Below are 22063 nucleotides of genomic sequence, written 5' to 3'. Positions count from 1 at the left end.
CAAGTAGCGTAAGCGATAGGCCAACGCAAAGTGTCGCGGGATGGAGCAGCCCGGTAGCTCGTCAGGCTCATAACCTGAAGGTCGTAGGTTCAAATCCTACTCCCGCAACCATTTGGGTCGGATATCAAACACTTAGCCTCGCATAACGCGGGGCTTTTTGCATTCTGGCCTTTGGTGGTGGAAGCACTGTGGAAGCAAACGGTGCGTGTTCTCGAAAAATGCTGGAAGCGTTATGTAAGAAAATGTGGCAAATTCGATTCGTGTCCAGGTCACTTCAAGTCTCAGAGTGAGTTTGCGGTTGGGCAACAATTTCGTGAATGCTGCAATTCAGTCTCTTTTCTGCCCATTTTATCGTTGATAGACAGAAATCGTTACAGGTGGGATGAGTAATAGTGCGGGCGGGCAGATGAGAACCGATAAAAGCGGTCATGTAGCTATATCTTGGACCCAAACCGAAGTTGATGGTCTGGAAGATGCTCCTATCGATCAACTAGGTGTTGGATCAACATGGTCTTGGCGTGGCCGGTCGCTTAATCTTTCGACCGAGCTTGTCGAAGTCGTAGATCGATCACTTGCATCTGGGATCGTTTCCGAATTGGCGGACTGGTGTCAGACCACAGTTGATGAGATGCTCCCGGAGCATGCCAGAATTGAACTGTCCAACGGGGCGCAGAAATTTGTCGCCAAATTGGCTATGGTGGTCGGCGATGAGGCCCCGGTTCTGGTGTTTGAAGGCGGTTGCCCGGAACCAGGTCAGGAATTCTGGGTCAGCGCCGCAGCGGAGCAGATTGAGCCTGTATCGATCACCCGAACCGAGGACCGCACGGTTGTCGCTTTTCCCGGGCCAGCGCGGGTCATCCGGGATGAAATTCCTGATGTAGCGGTCTTTGCGGCAGAGTGATCTCTGCTGCTGATACCCTCAGATAAAATTCGTACCTTGCAATGCCGAGACGTGTTGACTCTGGCTAATCGACAGATATAAGCGCGGCTTCATTGGTGTTGGTGGCCCCCGCAAGGGGATGCCTGTCATGGGGGAAACCTCAAGAGGACAACGCCCTTCATAGTGGCCTGCACGGGCCTCGACCTAAACGAAGGAGATCAGCCGTGACCAAACGCACGTCTGCCAAGTACAAAATCGACCGCCGGATGGGCGAAAACATCTGGGGTCGTCCGAAATCCCCGATCAACCGTCGCGAATATGGCCCCGGCCAGCACGGCCAGCGCCGCAAGGGCAAACTGTCGGACTTTGGTCTGCAGCTGCGCGCCAAGCAGAAGCTGAAAGGCTACTATGGCGACCTGACCGAGAAGCAGTTCCGTCGCATCTATGCCGAAGCCGAACGTGTCAAAGGCGACACCGGTGAAAACCTGATCGGTCTGCTGGAGCGCCGTCTGGACGCCGTCGTCTACCGCGCCAAATTCGTGCCGACCGTCTTTGCTGCACGTCAGTTCGTGAACCACGGCCACGTCAAAGTGAACGGCAAGCGGGTCAACATCCCCAGCTACCGTGTCAAAGAAGGCGACGTGATTGAAGTGCGTGACAAGTCCAAGCAACTGGCTGTTGTTCTGGAAGCTGTTGCGCTGGCCGAGCGTGATGTGCCCGACTACATCGATGCCGATCACTCGAAAATGACTGCGACTTTCGTTCGTGCACCGGGCCTGAGCGATGTGCCTTACCCGGTCATGATGGAGCCGAACCTGGTCGTCGAATTCTACGCGAAGAACTAATCTTCGCCGACCTTTTGAGTTTAAAGGCCGCGCTTTCAGCGCGGTCTTTTTTTGTTGTGGAATAGGCTAACCGAAAATCGAGGACTTTTAGGGGAACAGGTCGCTTCTTGTCGACATCACGGCAAGTTCTGAAAGCAGATAGGCCAGTTCAATACTTATATCTTAAGCTGGCGTCAGAGAGTTCCTCCGTTTTGGGCTGAAGTTCTGCACTGTCGGTGGGTGAACGATATGCAAGCCCAGGCAAATACCGAGCGATTGGCGCAAAGATGCTGCGGCGGTTCATTTCTAATGCGTAGGCTACATAGGTTGGATCTTCTGACAGGTGCTTTTCTTCCATACGTGCACGACCAAAGTAGACGGCATTTACCACCAGAAGGGCCAGACTGGCGGTAAACGCCTGCCAATAGGTGAAGGCGGTAAGAAAAGGCGCAGCAGTCAGCCAAAAGAAACACGATTTTGCAACATAGTCAGGGTGTTTTGTATAGCGATACGGTCCATTTGTAATAATGCCGCGATTGGTAAGATTGGACCACCGCAATCCAAATATCGCCGTGCTCCACATCCAGACGAAGTATGACAGAAGGATCATGATGATCCATGGCCAAACCAAAAGCGGATAATTGTCTATCGTATCATTCCAACTCCGCCCAGTGTGGTATTTGTAAATCTGACCCGAGGCCAAGCGATTGAAAGGTTCGTAGCAGATGAGTGTTACGACCCAAGCACCGAGCAGTTTGTTTGGAGATCTGATATGAGAGTCAAAAAGCCGCGCAGTCATCGAATAGCCTACCACGACGATCGTCAACTCCATAGCGATCAAAAGTTTGGCCAAGTAAACCGCTTTCTCCACAGGAGATCCGTAGATCAATGGGATGTCTTGTGAAAGGCTGGACATGTTCAATGCCAGATAGGCAAACATCACAGGTAAAAAGAAGCCTTTTATCGCCCAGCCAAGCGCAAAGTCCTGCAGAAGAGCCCAGTTTGCGTGAGGATTTAGCCTGAGAATTAGTGCTCCAAGCTCGAAATAGCCATCCTTGGGTTGCGCCATGCGCCGGTCGATCTCAAAAAAGTAAACTATGATGACTGGAAATAGAAATGGAGCGAGAAGGACCATTGCGACGACAGGGTACGTGAGCCTTTCGTAGGCATAGAACCGAAAAACGCTATGAACCACCGTGATGGCCGCGAGAATCGCAAACAAGCCGACTAGCTTGACTGCGACGCGGCGTGGGTTCGACGGGCCTGCCTTAGTCCATCTTAGCCCGGTCGATTTCCTCAAGTGTACCTTGTTGAAGCAGATTTCGAATAGCGCTACCGGTACGAGGTAACTGGCGACCAAAAACAGCGCCATCTCGACAGGTGTCTGTTGTGGCCAGACAACTTGATAGATGACACCCAGCGTCAAGAAAGTGACGCCAATAACTGCAGTAGCGTTGCTAACTGCTGAACTCGGAAGACCCACCGCCGCGCCCCTATATCGTCGTGCGAAAGATGCAATTTTGGCGAGCTTAGCCAAAGATTCGGGCGCAAATTTGACTGAAACTGGGTTATTTTTGAATATCCAAAGGTCGAAGTGGCTTGTATTCCGGTCAGATGAAGTTCCGGATCAGATCGGCAATGGCCGACCTTCGGCGATCGCTTCCATTGCAAAATAGGATGTGACGCTGTCCAGCTCGACTTTCTCGATCAGGCGCTGGTAGACCTTGTCATATGAGGCCATGTCCTGTGTGACGACTTTCAGCTGATAGTCGTAGTCTCCACCGATCCGGTGGAAATCCACCACCTCGGGTATGGTCAGCACGTGGCGCCTAAAGGCTTGCAGCCACTCGGCCGAGTGATGGCGGGTACGCAGCATGACGAAGACCACGAGGTTCAGGCCTAGCTTCTCTCGTGCGATTCGAGCGGAGGAACCCTGTATCACCCCATTGTCGTTCAGCGCCTTCAGGCGTCGCCAGCAGGCGTTCTGAGATAAGCCGATGCGATCTGCCAACTCACGTTGGGACAGAGTGGCGTCCTTCTGGAGCTCTTTCAGAATGCTGTGGTCAATTTGATCTATTTTTTCACTCATATGAAATCATATGACACAATATTAGGTAACAGAAGGCAAAAAATGGTGAAGTATTTGCTCTGCGGATCAATCACATTGGGTACAGCAATACGGAGCTTATGCAATGACCCTGTCCATTTTTCGCGCGGAGATTCAATCTGCCACTCACGGAAATGCTCTGCGCGACGGGCTGATTGGTGAGGGGGTACTCATCCCGGGTCTGCATCAGGACGTGCCGCTTGTGTATGCGGATTACGTCGCCTCGGGTCGCGCGTTGCGTCAGGTCGAGGACTTTGTGGCTGCGCATGTGTTGCCGTATTATGCCAACAGCCACACCGAAGCCTCCTATTGCGGTTCTTATATGACCCGCCTTCGCCGCGAGGCGCGGGCAGAGATCGCCCGCATCGTTGGTGCCAGGGAAGAGGATGCGGTGATCTTCACCGGGTCCGGCGCCACAGCGGGCCTCAACCGGTTGGTCAGCCTGATGGGAGTGCAAGAGGCTGACCAACCGGTTGTGCTGATCGGTCCATATGAACACCATTCGAACATCCTGCCCTGGCGTGAAAGCAAGGCTGAGGTGGTTGAGATTCCCGAAGCAGCAGAGGGTGGGCCGGATATGCAGGCGCTGGAAGCCGCGTTGCTGGAGCATACCGAGGCGGATCTGCTGATCGGATCATTCTCGGCAGCGTCCAACGTCACGGGTATCATCACCGATCCCGACCCGGTGACCCGGCTGTTGAAGGCGCATGGGGCGCTGGCGGTTTGGGACTATGCGGGTGGTGGCCCGTATCTGCCGATGGAGATGGGGCCAGAAGATGCACGCAAAGATGCGATCGTAGTCTCTCCGCACAAGTTTCCCGGTGGGCCCGGAGCTTCCGGCGTGCTGGTCGTCAATCAGAATGCGGTTCAGCGTACGTGCCCAAGCTGGCCGGGTGGGGGAACTGTCAGTTTTGTCTCGCCCTGGCGGCATGATTACAGCGCGGATCTTGCGACGCGGGAAGAGGCGGGTACGCCCAACGTGATCGGTGACATTCGCGCGGCACTGGCGTTTATGGTCAAGGATGCGGTGGGAACCGATGAGATTGCGCGGCGTGAGGCGCTTTACAACCGGATGGCCATCGAAGGCTGGTCGGATAATCCGCACCTGACCTTGCTGGGCACGAAGAATGCGCATTGCCTTCCGATCTTCTCGTTCCTTGTTCGGGATCGCTCTGGGCAGCCGGTACATCAGCAGTTGTTCACGCGAATGCTCAGCGATATCTATGGGATACAGGCGCGTGGTGGCTGTGCTTGTGCAGGGCCATATGCGCACCGTTTGCTGGGGATCGACCGCGATACTTCGGAGCATTTGCACGCGGCCCTGTCTGCGGGTGAAGAGATGTTGAAGCCCGGTTGGGTGCGCCTGAACTTCTCGTATCTGATGAGCGAAGAGACGGTTCAATTCATCATCGACAGCGTCAATGACCTGTCGCGTCGGACCGAGGAATATACTGCGTTCTACAGTGCCGATCCGGCGACGGCGCGCTTCAAAGCTGCCTGAGGGAATTGCCACTTTTCTCAAACCGTTGAGACAGGTAAGAGGGGCGCAACCAACGGAGCCCCTCATGACCAAGCCCATACCACAACCCGGCATTATGGACATCGCGCTGTATCAGGGTGGTCAGTCCCATGTCGCTGGGGTGGCTGATGTCATCAAGCTGAGCTCGAACGAGAACCCGTTTGGACCCAGCCCCAAGGCGATAGAGGCTGTGCGTGACAGTGCCACGACGCTGCATCGTTATCCCAGTACCGATCATGCCACCCTGCGTGCCGCGATTTCAGAACGACATGGGCTGAACGCGGATCGCATCATCTGCGGTGTTGGTAGCGACGAAGTGCTGCAGTTCGTGGCGCAGACCTATACCGGGCCGGGGGATGAGGTCATCTATACCGAGCACGGGTTTTCGATGTACCCGATCATCGCGCGGATGGCAGGTGCGACGCCCGTTATGGTGTCTGAGCGCGAGCGGCAGGTGGATGTCGACAATATTTTGGCTGCCGTAACCGGCAAGACACGGATCGTGTTTGTGACCAATCCAGGCAATCCGACCTCGACCATGATCTCTGAGGCCGAGCTGGAGCGTCTGGCGCAGGAACTACCCAGCAACTGTCTAATGGTGCTGGATGGCGCTTATGCCGAATTTGTCGACGGGTTCGACGGTGGGGCTGCTTTGGTGGATCGGTTCGAGAATGTGATCATGACCCGGACGTTCTCCAAGGTCTACGGGCTGGGCGGGATGCGCGTGGGCTGGGGTTATGCCGCGAAAGACATCATTGATGTGCTGAACCGAGTGCGTCAGCCCTTTAACTTGTCACTGACTGCGTTGGCCGCCGCCGAGGCAGCGGTGCAGGATGAGGATTACTTGCGGTTCTGCCAGTCCGAGAATGCCCGGCTGCGAGTCTGGCTGTCCGAGGAACTGGCCAAGATTGGCGTACCCTCGGATGCATCTTGCACAAACTTTATCCTCGCGCGTTTCGCGGATCAGGCCGAGGCTGAGGCTTGTGACGCGTTCCTAAAAACTCAGGGTTTGATCGTGCGGCGTGTTGCGGGCTACAACCTGCCAAATGCGCTGCGGATCACCGTGGGCGATGAACAAGCCTGCCACCGTGTGGTTGCAGCCATTACCGCGTTCAAAGGGGGCGCTGCATGAGCCAGATTTACGACCGCGTGGCGCTGATCGGGCTGGGCCTGATCGCCTCCTCCATGTTCTGGGCGATGAAACGCGCGGGGCTGGCAGGAGAGGTGACCGGTTATGCCAGAACTGACGCGACCCGCGAGATGGCTCGGCGGATCGGTCTGTGCGACCGCGTCTGTGACTCGGTTGAAGAGGCCGTCGAAGGGGCTGATCTGGTTGTGCTGTGCGTTCCCGTTGGCGCGATGGGTCCCGTGGCTCAGCAGATGGCACCGGTCCTGAAGCCCGGCGCGACTGTCTCGGATGTCGGATCGGTGAAGCGCCATGTGATTGAGGCTGTCTCACCCCATATCCCGGAAGATGTGCATTTCATTCCCGCCCACCCGCTGGCTGGGACGGAGCATTCCGGGCCGGAATCCGGTTTTGCCGAGCTTTTTGACAACCGCTGGTCTCTGCTGGTCCCAGCCGAAGGATCGGACCCTGATGCCATCGCCCGCTTGCGCGCGCTGTGGGAGGGGATGGGATCGAATGTCGACGAAATGGATGCCGATCATCATGACCTGGTGTTGGCTGTGACCTCGCATGCCCCGCACTTGATCGCGTACACCATGGTTGGCGTGGCGGATGATTTGCGGCGGGTCACGGATACCGAGGTCATCAAATACTCGGCTGCTGGCTTTCGGGATTTCACGCGGATTGCCGCGTCCGACCCGACAATGTGGCGCGACGTATTCCTGACCAACAAAGACGCGACGCTGGAGATTCTTGGACGCTTCACAGAAGAACTCTTTGCGCTTCAACGGGCTATCCGAACTGGTGACGGAGAGCATTTGTTCGACTATTTTACGCGCACCCGTGCGATCCGGCGCGGAATTATCGATGCCGGGCAGGACACGGACGCGCCAGATTTTGGACGGGGGAAAACATCGACATGAGATGGCTCCGGGGCTGTTTGTGGATAGGTCTTGCCATTCTGGCCACAACTGCACATGCGGCAGCGCCAGAAACCTCTCTTGTGCCACTAAAACGCCCCGCCCTGATCGATGCCAACCCCGCGCTCACCACGTCCAGAATTCGCCCCGTGCTGCGGCCCGCTTCTCCGCAGGTGACTGCGGTTGCTGCCCGGCCAACCGAATTGCCGTTGCTGGGGCCTGATAGCTCGATCCGACCCTACCTACGCCCGAAGGAACTAGAGCAGCAAATCCTGTTCAAAAAACGCAAGCTGCGCAAATCTTCGGTTTGTGGCGATATAGACATCCAGGGCAAGGCGGTGGGCCGTATAAACGGCAAGATCCAGGCCTGCGGGATCAAGGACGCGGTGCAGATTACCTCGGTTTCAGGGGTGAAGCTCAGCCGTCCGGCGACCATGGATTGTGGCACCGCAAAGGCTTTGAATAAATGGGTCGACAAGACGGTGAAGCCCACCTTCAAACGGCGCGGCCCAGTGGTCGAGCTGCGGGTGGCGGCGCATTATGCCTGCCGGACCCGGAACAACAAAAAAGGCGCGCGGATTTCCGAGCATGGCAAGGGTCGCGCGATTGATATTTCCGGGTTCCGGATGGCAGATGGCGAACTTGTTACCGTGTTGGACGGATGGCGCAAGAACCCCTCTCAGAAGCAATTGATCAAAGTCTGGCGTGGGGCTTGTGGGCCGTTTGGGACGGTGTTGGGGCCGAATTCGGATCGATATCATCGCGACCATTTCCATCTGGACACGGCGCGCTATCGCAGCGGCTCTTACTGCCGTTAACGCAGGATTAGTCGCGGGGCAGGGCCCAATGGGAGCGGCCCCAAGGCGACAAAACCGTCGCGGAAATTCAGCTGCAGATCCAAGGCGTTGGGATTGCCGCCGAGCCCGGCCATGAAGCCCAGGGCCCGGGTCACGGGATCAACCGCCTGATCGGGCAGGGCGCCTGCAGCGTTTGCCATGGCGACCATGTCGCGCCAGTTCTCGGCCTTGACCGCAATTTCTCCGGTTGGGATGCCTTGCCGGTCGACATCCAGCTCTCCGGTCGCGAAGAGGCGCAGTTCGCCCCATTTGATCTCGGCCAATCGCAGGTCAATCGCGACGGGTTGGGGGCGGCCTTGTTCAAGCGCGCTGCGGTCCCAGGGTTTGTCGAACGTGATGAATGTATCGAGTTCCAGCGTTTCAAACGACTGCGGCAGGGACGAGGCAGAGCGCATCAGGCGCCGCAGTTCCTCGCCTGGCGTAAAACCATCGATCTTGGCCGATATGTTGTAGCTTTCCGGAGTGCCAGATTGCGCCATGATCAGGCTCAGGCTTTGTCCACCGGCCTGGGGGGCCTGCTCATCCGATAGCAGCCAGCGCCCGGCGGTCAGGGCCATCCTTTCCAGCACCAATGCGACACCTGGCTGCAAATGTAGTTCCGCCTGAAGACCTTCGGCCTGAACGGTTGTGGTCTGATCGAAATAGGACAGGCGCTGTGGTGTGCTGGCAAAACGCAGCATTTGTCGACCGGGCCAGATCGCGGGGCTTTCAAACTCGATCCAGTCCGCACTCCAGGCCGTACCGTTCACCGGATCGGCGAGCGCGGGATTGGCCAGCCGAGTTATGTGCTGGAACGGATACCCCGCTGTCGCGACATCCGAGTAGTCGGCCTGCCAACCCAGTTCCTGCTGACGATCGAACCAGCCGGTAATGGCGTTTCGCAGCCCGTAACCTGCGACATACCAGTAGGCGCTCCACACAACGGCCACGAATACAAAAACGCGTATCAGACGACGCATGATGAATGGCCCTTTTTCCTGCCTCGAATTTGATGTTTATAGAGCGAAACGGGCAAGGACCAGAGCAATGACGATGTGGGTTTTCGGATATGGATCTCTTCTGTGGAACCCCGGCTTTCCGGTAGCCCGCAGCGAAAGCGCCACGCTGCATGGCTATGCCCGATCCTTCTGCATGCGCTCGATCCATCATCGCGGCACCGAAGAAGAGCCTGGTCTGGTGCTTGCGCTTGACGAACAACCAGATGCGCATTGCAAAGGGCTGGCACTTGCCGTTGAGGCAGGACACGAAGAGCGGACGCTGGCGGAATTGCGCGAGCGCGAGCTGATCTCATCAGCTTATCTTGAACGGATGCTGGACGTGCACCTGCACTCGGGTGAGGTCGTCAACGCCGTGACCTATGTCATCGATGCGCATCATGTGCAGTATTGCGGTGGGCTGCCGCTGGAGGAGCAAGCCCAGATCATCGCGCATGCTGTGGGCGGGCGCGGTCCGAACGACGAATACCTCTACAATACAGCCGCACATCTGACCGAGATCGGTTTGCATGACCCCGACCTTGAGTGGTTGTCGCAACGCGTGCGCACAATCCGCGCATAAACCCTTGGCGTCGCGCCCGGAACTTCGATAGGTTCAGCCCAGAGCAGACAATACCGGGAGCCACGCGCATGGCGCAGGCACAACAGGGCGTGAGACCACATTTCTCACAGCCGATCCGCCAAATCCTAATGATGCTGATTGCAATCGGGCTGTCGGGCCTTGGCGTGTTCATGGCGCTGCCCTACGTGTTGCCCGTGATTCAGGCCAATCTGTACCTGAACGGCTTCATCCTTCTGGTCTTTGTCATCGGTGTGGCCGCCTGTTTCCTGCAGGTGACGCAGCTGATCGGTTCGGTGCGATGGATTGAGGCTTTTGCCGGTGGGGTCGAGCGTGATGACGTGCGTCCCCCACAACTGCTGGCGCCACTGGCTTCGCTGCTGCGCGCACGCGGGGCGCGGTCGCAAATCAGCTCCAGCTCTACCCGGTCGATCCTCGATTCTGTCGCCGAGCGGGTCGAGGAAGAGCGTGAGATCACGCGCTACATAACTAATGTTCTGATCTATCTTGGTCTGCTGGGCACGTTCTTTGGCCTGGCAACCACCGTCCCGGCCATCGTCGACACGATCCGCAGTCTGAACCCACAAGAAGGCGAAGAAGGTCTGGCGGTGTTTAACCGTCTTATGACCGGTTTGGAATCGCAGCTGCAAGGGATGGGCGTTGCCTTCGGGTCGTCTTTGCTGGGTCTTGCCGGATCATTGATCGTTGGCCTGCTGGAACTGTTCGCGGGTCATGGTCAGAACCGGTTCTATCGCGAATTGGAGGAATGGTTATCCTCGATCACCCGTGTCGGATTTGCTGCGGGCGATGAAGGTGGTGCCGAGCTGGCGGTGCTGACGCCGGTACTCGACGCCATGTCAGAACAGATGGATGCGCTGCAAGATCTGTTCGCAGCGCAGGAAGAAGACCGGACCCAGGTTTCCACCAAGCTTGGACACTTGGTCGATGCGATCACCGACATGAACCAGCGTCAGGCCCAGACCGAAGGTGTGACCGCTGCGCTGGAACGTGTGGCGCTGGGGCAGGATGCACTGCTGGATCATATGCGCGAACATGGCGCGGGTGAGGGGATCGATGCAGAAAGCCGTATGCGTCTGCGCTCGATGGACGTGCAACTGCTGCGGATTCTGGAAGAGATTTCAGCCGGTCGACAGGACAGCATGAATGAACTGCGCAAGGATTTCGAACTGCTTGTCAAAGCTCTGACGCTGCCACGCGGCGCCGTGCGCACGCCCTCGGACGGGGAATAAAGGATGGCCCTGTCGCGCCGCACCGGTCATCGATTTTCGGGCTCTGTCTGGCCCGGCTTCGTCGATGCGATGACGGGGCTTTTGATGGTTCTGACCTTTGTGTTGACCATCTTCATGATCGTTCAGTTCGTGCTGCGCGAGACCATCTCGGGGCAAGAAGACGAACTGACCGCGCTGTCGGATGAGGTCGCGGCGCTGGCCGGTGCGCTGGGATTGGAAGAGCGTGAAAACAGCCGCTTGCAGGCGCGCCTGGGCACATTGAATACCACGCTTGGGCAGGTCGAGGATGAGCTGTCAGAGGCACAATCGCAGATCACAAGCTTTGAAGCTCAGGTCGCGGCTTTGCTGGCGGATCAGGAACGGGCGCGGGATGATATTGCTGCCTTGGTGGACCAACAGGATGCTTTGCTGCAGGAGCGCGATGAACTGCTGAATGAGCAGGATTCCCTGAACCTTGCCCTTGCCCAGAGCCGCAGCGAGATTGATGCCCAAACCGAAGCTGCGCGTCTGGCTGCTGCACGCCGCGAGGCGCTTGAGGCGTTGGTGGCCGAGCTGGAGGCCAGCGAAGCGGCGCAGGCAGGCCAGATTGCGGACCTTGCGCAGCAATTGACAGATGAAGAGGCTGCGCGTCTGGCCGAGGCTGCCGCGGCCGAGACCCTGCGCAACGGCCTTCAGGATGCGGATGCCGAGCTGACCGCGATGACGCTGGCGCTTGAGGCGCAGAGGCAGGAAGCCGAAGAAACCTTGACCCTGCTGGCTGCTGCACAGGCGGCACGTGCCCAGCTTGAGCAGCAATTTGGTGAGCTAAACCCGGACGAGCTGAAGGCCCAGTTGCAGGCAGCATTGGACGCGCAAACGCAGGCTCAGGCGCAGGCGGAGGAGCAAAGGTCACTTGCTGAAGAGCGCGCGGCTCTGCTGGCTGTGGCTCAGGGGGCGCTTGCGTCAGAGAAAGAAATCTCGACCGAGGCGCAGCGCCAGACTGCACTATTAAACCAGCAGATGTCGGCTTTGCGCAGCCAGCTGGGCTCGTTGCAGGCGCTGTTGGATGATTACGAAGAGCGTAACGCCGCCGCAGAGATCCAGATCCAGACGCTGGGTCAGGACCTGAACGCAGCCCTCGCCCGCGCTGCCTCGGAGGAGCGTCGTCGCCGGCTGCTGGAGGAGGCAGAGCGCATCAGGCTTGAGGCCGAGGCGGAAAGGCTGGCCGGGCAAAATCAGGAACTGACTGCGCAGGCAGAAGATCTGCAACGCTATCGGTCCGAGTTCTTCGGACGGTTGCGGGATGTGCTGGGCGATCAAGAAGGCGTGCGCATCGAAGGCGACCGTTTTGTGTTCTCGTCCGAGGTGCTGTTTGATACGGGCTCGGCCGTTTTGTCTGCGGAAGGCCGTCAGGAAGTTGCCAAGGTGGCTGACATTCTTCGGACGGTCGCGGCTGAAATCCCCGAGGGCCTGAACTGGGTCATCCGCGTCGATGGGCACACCGATAACGTGCCGCTGGGGGGTAGCGGTCGGTATCGCGACAACTGGGAGCTCAGCCAGGGCCGCGCATTGTCTGTGGTTCGGTTCATGGTCGAAGCGCTGGGAATTCCACCCAACCGTCTTGCGGCCAACGGGTTTGGAGAGTTCCAACCGGTCAACCCCGCCGACACGCCCGAAGCGCGCGCGCAGAACCGCCGGATCGAGTTGAAACTGACAGAGCGGTAAACAAAAAACGCCCGCCGAAAGGGCGGGCGCTATTTGTTTCTAAGGTCTCTGAATCAGTCCGCGGTCAGCAGCGGCGGCTTATCACCCGGAATGCGCGGCTGGTCGGGGCCGAGTATTTCAAGGTTCAGCTCGCCTTTCTTGACCGAGACTCGGACGACGCCACCTTTGGCCAGTTTGCCGAACAGAAGCTCTTCGGCCAGAGGCTTCTTGATATGCTCTTGGATCACGCGGCCCAGTGGACGCGCGCCCATCTTGTCGTCATAGCCCTTGTCCGCCAGCCATTCGGCGGCTTTCGGCGTCAGATCGATGGTCACATTGCGATCGAGCAATTGTGCCTCAAGCTGCAGGACGAACTTCTCGACCACCTGCAGGATGACCGACTTTGGAAGCGGTGCGAAGGAAATCACCGCGTCCAGACGGTTGCGGAATTCCGGGGTGAACATGCGCTCAATTGCAGCGGTATCCTCACCTTCACGGCGATCACGGGCAAATCCGATAGCTGCCTTCGCTTGCTCCTGAGCACCTGCGTTCGAGGTCATGATCAGAACCACATTGCGGAAATTCACTGTACGGCCATTGTGGTCGGTCAGTTCACCGTGATCCATCACCTGCAGCAGGATGTTGAACACATCCGGATGCGCCTTTTCGATCTCATCCAGCAGCAGCACACAATGCGGGTGCTGGTCGACGCCATCCGTCAGCAGACCGCCCTGATCAAACCCGACATAGCCCGGAGGGGCACCAATCAGGCGGCTGACGGCATGCTTTTCCATGTACTCGGACATATCAAACCGCAGCAGCTCCACACCCAGCGTATCCGCCAGTTGTTTCGCAACCTCGGTCTTACCCACACCGGTTGGGCCAGCGAACAGGTAATTGCCGATGGGCTTCTCGGGTTCGCGCAGACCAGCACGAGCCAGTTTGATCGCACTGGACAGCGCCTCAATGGCTTCATCCTGACCGAACACCACCCGTTTCAGCGAGGTTTCGAGATCTTTCAGAACCTCCGCATCATCCTTGGTGACGTTCTTGGGCGGGATACGAGCGATCTTGGCGACAACGGCCTCGATCTCTTTCACGCCAATGGTCTTGCGACGTTTACTTTCGGCCAGCAGATGCTGTGCCGCCCCGGCTTCATCGATCACGTCGATGGCTTTGTCCGGCAGCTTACGGTCGTTGATGTAACGGGCCGACAATTCCACCGCAGTTTTGATCGCATCTGCGGTGTATTTGATCGCATGATGCTCTTCAAAATACGGCTTCAGGCCGCGCAGGATTTTCACGCTGTCTTCGACCGAGGGTTCATTTACGTCAATCTTCTGGAACCGGCGGCTCAGCGCACGATCCTTTTCGAAGTGTTGACGGAATTCCTTGTAGGTGGTTGAGCCCATGGTGCGCAGTTTTCCACCCTGCAGGGCAGGTTTCAGCAGGTTCGACGCATCCATGGCGCCGCCCGAGGTCGCACCGGCACCGATCACCGTGTGGATTTCGTCGATGAACAGCACTGCATCGGGGTGATCTTCCAACTCGGTCACGACTGCCTTCAGCCGTTCCTCGAAATCGCCGCGATAGCGAGTGCCCGCCAGCAGCGCGCCCATGTCCAGCGAGTAGATTGTGGTTTCGGACAGCACGTCAGGCGCTTCCCCGGCGACGATCTTATGTGCCAGACCTTCTGCGATGGCGGTTTTTCCTACGCCCGGATCACCCACCAGCAGCGGGTTGTTCTTACGACGGCGGCACAGCACCTGAATGCAACGTTCTACTTCGTCCGAGCGACCGATCAGCGGGTCAACATCCCCGGCGCGCGATTTGGCGTTCAGGTCGACGCAGTATTTACCCAGCGCGCTTTCCTTCTGATCCGCCTCACCCGAGGTGGTCTGAGCTTCATCCTCAGCTTCATCCGCGCCGGTCACCGGACGGTTCTCTCCATAGGCGGGATCTTTGGCCACACCGTGGGCGATGAAGTTCACCGCGTCATAGCGGGTCATATCCTGTTCCTGCAGGAAGTATGCTGCATTGCTTTCGCGCTCGGCGAAGATGGCGACCAGTACATTGGCCCCGGTCACCTCGGTACGGCCGGAACTCTGTACATGGATCGCGGCGCGTTGAATAACACGCTGGAAGGCTGCGGTGGGTACCGCTTCGGACCCGTCTATATCGGTCACGAGGTTTGACAGGTCTTCGTCGATGAATTCGACCAGCGTGCTGCGCAACTCATCCAGATCGACGCTACACGCTTTCATGACGCGCACCGCATCGGGTTCTTCCAGCAACGCCAGCAGCAGGTGCTCCAACGTCGCGAATTCATGTCGCCGTTCATTCGCCGCCGCAAGGGCCGCGTGGATGGCTTGTTCCAATGTGCTCGAGAATGAAGGCACGCGGGTGCTCCTCTATATTGGGCCGGAAGGGGGTCGAGTATCGGCAGGATCCCCATCCCAACCATGTCCTCATACTATTAGAGTTTGGTTGATCGTGGCCCGGCTTCAAGGGTTTTCTTGCACTTGACAGTCACATTTCCTGTGACCGTGGCCATGAAGAGGGCCCTAAACGGCTCAAAAGCGGTCTTTTCGGGCACGAATCTCAGCAAAAACTGACGCAGGGTCAGCATTTTCCATGCCCAGATGCGCCTGAATCGCCGGATCAGCAGCGCGCAGAAACGGATTTGTGGCCTTTTCCAGCGACAGAAGCGAGGGCACAGTGGGTTCCCCGGCGGCGCGGGCACGATTGATATCGGCAACGCGATCCTGCAGGGCGGGATTGTCAGGATCGATTGTCAGTGCGAATTTGGCGTTTGATTGCGTATATTCGTGACCCGAACACACGATTGTTTCATCGGGCAATGCGGCCAGCTTGCTGAGAGAGGCCCACATTTGCGCCGGTTCCCCTTCGAACAAGCGCCCGCATCCCAGCGCCATCAGGCTGTCTGCAGTAAATACAGCGTCGCTTTTCGGCATGTAGAATGCGATGTGCCCCAAAGTATGGCCCGGGACATCCAGTACTTCGACCGGTTCACCCCCGATATAGAACGTATCCCCCTCAACCACTGCTTGATCAAGCGGCGGCAGCCTGTGTTCATCGGCTTTGGCACCGATCACCCGCGCGGGCTGTGTCTCGAGTATACCCGTCAGTCCGTCCACGTGATCCCAGTGATGGTGGGTGAGCAACACGTGACTCAGCCGCCAACCACGCGCATTCAGTTCGGCCAGAATTGGAGCAGCCTCTGGCGCATCGATCAGTGCGGTCTCGCCGCTGGCCGGATCATGGGCGAGAAAGGCATAGTTGTCGCTCAGGCAGGGGACGGTAACGATCTCAAGAGGCATGGCCTTTTGCCCTTTCATTGCTAGACTGCGCCCAGCTAAGCCGATTGACCGGGTGTCCGCAATGCATCTTGATGTGCAGGATCTAAGAAACTTTTACTATCGCAGCACCCTGGGCCGCGCGGCGCAGGCGGCGATCCGTGGTCGGCTGGTCGATCTGTGGCCGGAAGCCAAGGGACAGACCGTGGTTGGCTTTGGCTTTGCTGTCCCCTTGTTGCGCCCGTATCTGGCAGATGCCCGCCGCGTGATCGGTCTGATGCCAGGACCACAAGGTGTGATGCCTTGGCCCGCGGGAATGCCCAATGTTTCAGTTCTGACGGAGGAGACGAAGTGGCCGATCGAAACCGGGCATGTCGATAAACTGGTCGTCATGCATGGCTTGGAAACGTCGAGTCGCCCAAGTCAGTTACTTGAGGAATGTTGGCGCGTGCTGGGTCCCGGTGGCCGCGCATTGTTTGTGGTACCGAACCGGGCCGGGCTCTGGTCGCGAACCGACAAGACGCCCTTTGGTTTCGGGCGACCATATTCCGCGACACAGCTTGAGAACCAGTTGCGGGCACATCACTTTGTGCCGGAAAACCATTGCTCGGCACTATATCTGCCGCCTTCCTTCCGTCGGTTCTGGCTCAAGTCCGGCAGCCTGATCGAAAAAACCGGGCAGCGTATTCCAACGGTCATGGCCGGTGGGGTGCTGATGGTCGAGGTCAGCAAACTCATTCGTCCGCCCAGTGGAAGTGTGACCAAGGACACCGCCAAACGACCGATCAAGGCGCTGGATGGTTTGTTGAAGCCTGCATGACAATCCCACCCGTTCGACAGGGAAAAATTGCGGAAAAAAAGTCACAGGAATCGCAAAAACCTGCATATTCGTAACATTTTTCAACTGCCGTAACCGGTCCAAAGGGTCGCACTTGGTGTAAGTATTTGAAAGTTAAAGGTTTGTGGATAATTCTGTTACCGCTATAGCGTATTGCTTGGTTGGAACACCTCTGCTACATCCCCGGTGATTTTGATCCCCGCCCTTTATGGACGGGGTTTCTTCACGCCCCCGGGGTGGCCGCGCGCGCGGTTTTCGGGGCCTAAAGTATCGGAAGGGTGGACGTGTCCGAACCAGCTTCGATTTCCACAGGCATCGCCGAGCGCTATGCCACTGCGATCTTCGAGATCGCGAAAGAGAATAATGACCTTGCAGGTCTGGAAACCGGCATCAATGATCTGTCAGCAGCTCTGGGCGAAAGCGCCGAATTGCGCGACCTGATCGCCTCGCCTCTGGTTTCCCGCGCCGAACAGGAAGGCGCGATTACAGCAGTTGCGGACAAGATGGGGTTGCATGCAATCCTGCGCAACACGCTGGGTTTGATGGCGCAGAAACGCCGCCTGTTTGTTGTACCTCAGCTGGTGCAGGTCCTGCGCGACATGCTTGCTGAAGAGCGTGGCGAAGTGACCGCCGATGTCGCCTCGGCCAAGGCGCTGACCAAGACACAACTGGATAAACTGTCCAAGACGCTGTCCGAGCGTGTGGGCAAGACCGTGACTATCAATGCGACCGTGGATGAAAGCCTCATCGGCGGTCTTGTCGTTAAAGTGGGCTCGAAAATGATCGATAGCTCGATCCGTTCGAAGCTGAACTCCCTACAGAATGCAATGAAAGAGGTCGGATAAATGGGAATCCAAGCTGCAGAGATTTCTGCAATCCTGAAGGACCAGATCAAGAATTTTGGTCAGGAAGCGGAAGTGGCCGAGATCGGCCGCGTGCTGAGCGTCGGTGACGGGATTGCCCGTGTATACGGCCTGGACAACGTGCAAGCGGGTGAGATGGTCGAATTCCCCGGTGGCATCATGGGCATGGCCCTGAACCTGGAAAGCGACAACGTTGGTGTCGTTATCTTCGGTTCTGACCGTGACATTAAAGAAGGTGACACCGTCAAGCGCACCAACTCGATCGTGGACGTTCCGATTGGTGACGAGCTGCTGGGCCGCGTTGTTGACGGTCTGGGTAACCCGCTGGACGGCAAAGGCCCGATCAACGCCTCCAAGCGTGGCGTTGCAGACGTCAAAGCCCCGGGCATCATCCCGCGTAAATCGGTGCATGAGCCGATGGCAACTGGCCTGAAATCGGTTGACGCGATGATCCCGATTGGCCGTGGCCAGCGGGAACTGATCATTGGTGACCGTCAGACCGGTAAAACCGCTGTCGCTTTGGACACCATCCTGAACCAGAAAGTTTACAACGAAGCCGCAGGCGACGACGAGTCGAAGAAACTGTACTGCGTCTACGTTGCGGTTGGTCAGAAGCGTTCGACCGTTGCGCAGCTGGTGAAGAAACTGGAAGAGTCCGGCGCGATTGAATACTCGATCGTTGTGGCCGCGACCGCGTCCGACCCGGCTCCGATGCAGTTCCTGGCGCCTTACGCCGCGACTGCGATGGCAGAATACTTCCGTGACAACGGTCGCCACGCGCTGATCATCTATGATGACCTGTCGAAACAGGCTGTTTCGTATCGTCAGATGTCGCTGCTGCTGCGCCGTCCGCCCGGACGTGAAGCCTATCCTGGTGACGTTTTCTATCTTCACTCCCGTCTGCTGGAACGTTCGGCGAAGCTGAACGAGGACTTCGGTGCGGGTTCGCTGACCGCTCTGCCGGTTATCGAAACTCAGGGTGGTGACGTATCAGCCTTTATTCCGACCAACGTGATCTCGATCACCGACGGCCAGATCTTCCTGGAAACCGAACTGTTCTACCAAGGCATCCGTCCTGCTGTGAACACCGGTCTGTCGGTTTCGCGTGTGGGCTCTTCGGCTCAGACCAACGCGATGAAGTCAGTTGCTGGTCCGGTTAAACTGGAACTGGCTCAGTATCGCGAAATGGCTGCGTTTGCGCAGTTTGGTTCGGACCTCGATGCCGCAACTCAGCAGCTGCTGAACCGTGGTGCGCGTCTGACCGAGCTGATGAAACAGCCGCAGTACTCGCCGCTGACCAACGCGGAAATCGTCTGCGTCATCTTCGCAGGTACCAACGGTTACCTCGACAAGATCGACGTATCGGATGTTGGCCGCTATGAGGCCGGTTTGCTGGCGCACCTGCGCGGCAAGCATGCCGACCTGCTTCAGTGGCTCACTGACGAAGATCCGAAGATCAAAGGTGATGCGTCCGACAAGATCAAGGCAGCGATCGACGAATACGCCGCAACCTTCGCTTGATAGGAGGTTCCGATGCCTAGTCTGAAGGACCTTAAAAACAGGATCGAGTCGGTCAAATCGACCCGCAAGATCACCAAGGCCATGCAGATGGTCGCGGCAGCAAAACTGCGTCGCGCCCAGGAATCTGCCGAAGCCTCGCGTCCCTATGCCGAGCGGTTCAATGCCGTGATGGCGGGGCTGGCGGCTTCGGTCGGGGGCAGCGACAGCGCCCCCAAGCTGCTCCGTGGTACGGGCAGTGATGATGTCCATCTGCTGGTTGTGATGACAGCTGAACGCGGCCTGTGTGGCGGCTTCAACGCGAACATCGCCAAGCTTGCCCGCGCCAAAGCGGACGAGCTGCGCGGCAAAGGCAAGACGGTCAAGGTTCTGACCGTCGGCAAGAAAGGCCGCGACGCGCTCAAGCGTGATTTTGGCGATCTGTTCGTTGGACATATCGACCTGAGCGAGGTCAAGCGTCTGGGGTATTCCAACGCGCAGGACATCGCCAAGGACGTCCTGTCCCGCTTTGACGGGGGTGAGTTCGACGTTGCCACGATCTTCTACTCGAAGTTCGTCAACGTTGTGACCCAGATCCCGACGGCACAGCAGGTCATCCCCGCCTCGTTCGAAGACGAAGCGACGGGTGACGACAGCGGTGCCATTTTCGACTACGAGCCCAGCGAAGAGGCCATCCTGGCCGACTTGCTGCCCAAGGGGGTTGCGACCGCAATCTTCTCGGCTCTGCTCGAAAACGGAGCGTCTGAACAGGGTGCACGGATGTCCGCGATGGACAACGCGACACGCAACGCGGGTGAGATGATCGACAAGCTGACGATCCAGTTCAACCGCTCGCGTCAGGCCGTGATCACCAACGAGCTGATTGAAATTATTTCCGGCGCCGAAGCGCTGTAAGAAAACCGGAGACGAAACATGGCGAATGCAAAAGGCAAAGTCACACAGATCATCGGGGCCGTCGTCGACGTGCACTTCGAAGATCAGCTGCCTGAAATTCTGAACGCGCTGGAAACCACCAACAACGGCAAGCGCCTGGTGTTGGAAGTTGCTCAGCACCTGGGTGAAAACACCGTCCGCACCATCGCGATGGACGCGACCGAAGGTCTGGTTCGTGGCGAGGCAGTCACCGACACTGGCGCACCGATCTCGGTTCCGGTTGGTAACGCCACCCTGGGCCGCATCCTGAACGTGGTTGGTGAACCGATCGACGAAAAAGGCCCGGTTGAAGCATCTGAGGCCCGCGCGATCCACCAGCCAGCACCGACCTTCGACGAACAGTCGACCGAGTCGGAAGTTCTGGTAACCGGCATCAAGGTTGTTGACCTGCTGGCCCCCTACGCCAAAGGCGGTAAGATCGGCCTGTTCGGCGGCGCCGGCGTTGGTAAAACCGTTCTGATCATGGAACTGATCAACAACATCGCAAAAGTGCACTCGGGCTTCTCGGTGTTCGCGGGTGTTGGTGAACGGACCCGTGAAGGGAACGACCTGTACCACGAGATGATCGAATCGAACGTTATTAAGCCGGACAACCTGTCGGAATCGCAGGTAGCCCTGGTTTACGGTCAGATGAACGAACCTCCCGGAGCGCGTGCGCGTGTTGCTCTGACCGGTCTGACCTTGGCCGAGCAGTTCCGCGACCAATCCGGTACCGACGTTCTGTTCTTTGTCGACAACATCTTCCGCTTCACGCAGGCGGGCTCCGAGGTTTCGGCTCTGCTGGGTCGTATTCCTTCGGCGGTGGGCTACCAGCCGACGCTGGCCACCGACATGGGCGCCCTGCAGGAACGCATCACCTCGACCAAGTCGGGCTCGATCACGTCCGTGCAGGCGATCTACGTGCCTGCGGATGACTTGACCGACCCTGCGCCGGCAACCTCGTTTGCCCACTTGGACGCGACCACCGTTCTGAACCGTGCGATCTCGGAAAAGGGTATCTACCCGGCGGTTGACCCGCTCGACTCGACCTCGCGCCTGCTCGACCCGGCCATCGTGGGTGAAGAGCACTACAAGGTCGCGACCGACGTTCAGCAGATCCTTCAGCGCTACAAGTCGCTGCAGGACATCATCGCCATCCTCGGCATGGACGAACTGTCGGAAGAGGACAAACTGACCGTGGCCCGTGCCCGTAAGATCGAGCGCTTCCTGTCGCAGCCGTTCGACGTGGCCGAAGTCTTCACCGGCTCGCCGGGCGTTCAGGTTCCTCTGGAAGTCACCATCTCGTCGTTCAAAGCCGTTGTGGCTGGCGAATACGATCACCTGCCCGAAGCGGCCTTCCTGATGGTTGGTGGCATCGAAGAAGTGATCGCCAAAGCCGAGAAGATGGCAGCAGAAGCCGCCTAAGGAGTATCCCTGATGGCAAACACGATGCAATTCGACCTCGTCAGCCCCGAGCGGAGCCTAGCTTCGCTCGCGGTTACCGCGGTCCAGATTCCCGGCGCGGACGGGGACATGACGGCGATGCCCGACCATGCCCCTACCATCACAACGCTGCGCCCCGGTCTGCTGAAGGTTGAGGCACCCGAAGGAGCCAGCGAATACCTGGTCACCGGCGGGTTTGCCCAGATCAACGGCGATGGCCTGTCAGTTCTGGCCGAAAAGGCCATTCCGGTTGCCGAAGTGACCCGGTCGCATCTGGACGACCTGATCGCTGAGGCCCGCGCTTCGCACGAGGCGGCAAAGGAAGGCGATGATCAGACCATCGTCGACGACGCCGCCAAGCTGCTGGCCGACATGGAAGCCCTTGGAACGCATATGAGCCTGTAAAGGTTCATGACAATCTATGCATTGAAACGGCCTCGCGATTGCGGGGC

20 protein-coding genes and 1 tRNA gene are annotated in these 22063 nt (G+C 58.1%); 16 read left to right on the top strand and 5 right to left on the bottom strand.

Annotated features, from left to right (window positions below; all coding sequences use genetic code 11):
• Window positions 1-34: 34 nt before the first annotated feature.
• From ACR0NF_RS12375 to rpsD, 3 genes are all read left to right on the top strand, one after another.
• Window positions 35-111: transfer RNA gene (locus tag ACR0NF_RS12375), tRNA-Met, on the top strand.
• A gap of 295 nt (window positions 112-406) precedes the next feature.
• Window positions 407-901 carry a hypothetical protein gene (locus ACR0NF_RS12370; protein WP_480470591.1) on the top strand — a complete coding sequence of 165 codons (495 nt, stop codon included), beginning with the start codon at window positions 407-409 and terminating at the stop codon, window positions 899-901.
• A 203-nt stretch (window positions 902-1104) separates the two neighbouring features.
• Window positions 1105-1725 carry a 30S ribosomal protein S4 gene (rpsD, locus tag ACR0NF_RS12365; RefSeq protein WP_170325974.1) on the top strand — a complete coding sequence of 207 codons (621 nt, stop codon included), beginning with the start codon at window positions 1105-1107 and terminating at the stop codon, window positions 1723-1725.
• Window positions 1726-1873: 148 nt separating this feature from the next.
• Here the strand turns inward: rpsD and ACR0NF_RS12360 are convergent, their stop codons facing one another.
• Together ACR0NF_RS12360 and ACR0NF_RS12355 are read right to left on the bottom strand one after the other, a co-directional pair.
• Window positions 1874-3130, bottom strand: coding sequence for a methyltransferase family protein (locus tag ACR0NF_RS12360; RefSeq protein ID WP_480778325.1), 1257 nt, complete (start codon window positions 3128-3130; stop codon window positions 1874-1876).
• 201 nt (window positions 3131-3331) lie between these two features.
• On the bottom strand, window positions 3332-3793 hold the full coding sequence (locus ACR0NF_RS12355) for an Lrp/AsnC family transcriptional regulator (protein WP_480658528.1): 462 nt from the start codon (window positions 3791-3793) through the stop codon (window positions 3332-3334).
• 103 nt (window positions 3794-3896) lie between these two features.
• Between ACR0NF_RS12355 and ACR0NF_RS12350 the strand changes: the two genes are divergently transcribed.
• The 4 genes from ACR0NF_RS12350 to ACR0NF_RS12335 all read left to right on the top strand — a co-directional run bounded on the left by ACR0NF_RS12350 (window position 3897) and on the right by ACR0NF_RS12335 (window position 8194).
• On the top strand, window positions 3897-5312 hold the full coding sequence (locus ACR0NF_RS12350; RefSeq protein ID WP_480778324.1) for an aminotransferase class V-fold PLP-dependent enzyme: 1416 nt from the start codon (window positions 3897-3899) through the stop codon (window positions 5310-5312).
• Between the two features lie 64 nt (window positions 5313-5376).
• Window positions 5377-6462, top strand: a complete 1086-nt coding sequence (gene hisC, locus ACR0NF_RS12345; protein ID WP_480668214.1) for a histidinol-phosphate transaminase — start codon at window positions 5377-5379, stop codon at window positions 6460-6462.
• Window positions 6459-7379, top strand: coding sequence for a prephenate/arogenate dehydrogenase family protein (locus ACR0NF_RS12340; RefSeq protein ID WP_480658523.1), 921 nt, complete (start codon window positions 6459-6461; stop codon window positions 7377-7379). The genes hisC and ACR0NF_RS12340 overlap by 4 nt, the downstream gene beginning before the upstream one ends.
• Entirely contained in the window at window positions 7376-8194 is an 819-nt protein-coding gene (locus tag ACR0NF_RS12335; protein WP_480668212.1) for an extensin-like domain-containing protein, read from the top strand. The genes ACR0NF_RS12340 and ACR0NF_RS12335 overlap by 4 nt, the downstream gene beginning before the upstream one ends.
• Here ACR0NF_RS12335 and ACR0NF_RS12330 read toward each other — a convergent pair.
• Window positions 8191-9192 (bottom strand): DUF2125 domain-containing protein, encoded by a 1002-nt coding sequence (locus ACR0NF_RS12330; protein WP_480668211.1) that lies wholly within the window; start codon window positions 9190-9192, stop codon window positions 8191-8193. The two genes, ACR0NF_RS12335 and ACR0NF_RS12330, sit on opposite strands and share 4 nt — an antisense overlap.
• Before the next feature lie 67 nt (window positions 9193-9259).
• Here ACR0NF_RS12330 and ACR0NF_RS12325 point away from each other — a divergent pair, with 67 nt between their 5' ends.
• The 3 genes from ACR0NF_RS12325 (at window position 9260) to ACR0NF_RS12315 (ending at window position 12741) form a co-directional block, all read left to right on the top strand.
• The gene (locus tag ACR0NF_RS12325; protein ID WP_480658519.1) at window positions 9260-9790 is read left to right on the top strand and encodes a gamma-glutamylcyclotransferase; all 531 of its coding nucleotides are present in this window, start codon (window positions 9260-9262) and stop codon (window positions 9788-9790) included.
• A 68-nt stretch (window positions 9791-9858) separates the two neighbouring features.
• Window positions 9859-11037 (top strand): biopolymer transporter ExbB, encoded by a 1179-nt coding sequence (locus ACR0NF_RS12320; RefSeq protein WP_480668210.1) that lies wholly within the window; start codon window positions 9859-9861, stop codon window positions 11035-11037.
• 3 nt (window positions 11038-11040) lie between these two features.
• Complete coding sequence (locus ACR0NF_RS12315) at window positions 11041-12741, top strand: peptidoglycan -binding protein (RefSeq protein WP_480778323.1); 1701 nt, start codon at window positions 11041-11043, stop codon at window positions 12739-12741.
• A 53-nt stretch (window positions 12742-12794) separates the two neighbouring features.
• Here the strand turns inward: ACR0NF_RS12315 and clpA are convergent, their stop codons facing one another.
• The gene (gene clpA / locus ACR0NF_RS12310) at window positions 12795-15119 is read right to left on the bottom strand and encodes an ATP-dependent Clp protease ATP-binding subunit ClpA (RefSeq protein WP_480470580.1); all 2325 of its coding nucleotides are present in this window, start codon (window positions 15117-15119) and stop codon (window positions 12795-12797) included.
• Between the two features lie 174 nt (window positions 15120-15293).
• Window positions 15294-16061 carry a hydroxyacylglutathione hydrolase gene (gene gloB / locus ACR0NF_RS12305; protein WP_480470579.1) on the bottom strand — a complete coding sequence of 256 codons (768 nt, stop codon included), beginning with the start codon at window positions 16059-16061 and terminating at the stop codon, window positions 15294-15296.
• Window positions 16062-16122: 61 nt separating this feature from the next.
• Here gloB and ACR0NF_RS12300 point away from each other — a divergent pair, with 61 nt between their 5' ends.
• From ACR0NF_RS12300 to ACR0NF_RS12275, 6 genes are all read left to right on the top strand, one after another.
• Entirely contained in the window at window positions 16123-16857 is a 735-nt protein-coding gene (locus tag ACR0NF_RS12300; protein WP_480658512.1) for a class I SAM-dependent methyltransferase, read from the top strand.
• 302 nt (window positions 16858-17159) lie between these two features.
• Window positions 17160-17720 carry a F0F1 ATP synthase subunit delta gene (locus ACR0NF_RS12295; RefSeq protein WP_480658511.1) on the top strand — a complete coding sequence of 187 codons (561 nt, stop codon included), beginning with the start codon at window positions 17160-17162 and terminating at the stop codon, window positions 17718-17720.
• Window positions 17721-19259: a F0F1 ATP synthase subunit alpha gene (gene atpA, locus ACR0NF_RS12290; RefSeq protein WP_480470576.1), complete on the top strand. Its 1539-nt coding sequence runs from the start codon at window positions 17721-17723 to the stop codon at window positions 19257-19259.
• A 12-nt stretch (window positions 19260-19271) separates the two neighbouring features.
• On the top strand, window positions 19272-20150 hold the full coding sequence (locus tag ACR0NF_RS12285) for a F0F1 ATP synthase subunit gamma (protein WP_480658510.1): 879 nt from the start codon (window positions 19272-19274) through the stop codon (window positions 20148-20150).
• An 18-nt stretch (window positions 20151-20168) separates the two neighbouring features.
• Window positions 20169-21593 carry a F0F1 ATP synthase subunit beta gene (gene atpD, locus ACR0NF_RS12280; RefSeq protein ID WP_170588732.1) on the top strand — a complete coding sequence of 475 codons (1425 nt, stop codon included), beginning with the start codon at window positions 20169-20171 and terminating at the stop codon, window positions 21591-21593.
• Window positions 21594-21605: 12 nt separating this feature from the next.
• Window positions 21606-22016 carry a F0F1 ATP synthase subunit epsilon gene (locus tag ACR0NF_RS12275; RefSeq protein WP_480470574.1) on the top strand — a complete coding sequence of 137 codons (411 nt, stop codon included), beginning with the start codon at window positions 21606-21608 and terminating at the stop codon, window positions 22014-22016.
• The last annotated feature ends 47 nt before the right edge of the window (window positions 22017-22063 follow it).

Source organism: Ruegeria sp. CF4 (assembly GCF_056537345.1).
The sequence above is the reverse complement of the archived record's forward strand: the minus strand, read 5'-3'. Positions and strand labels throughout refer to the sequence as shown.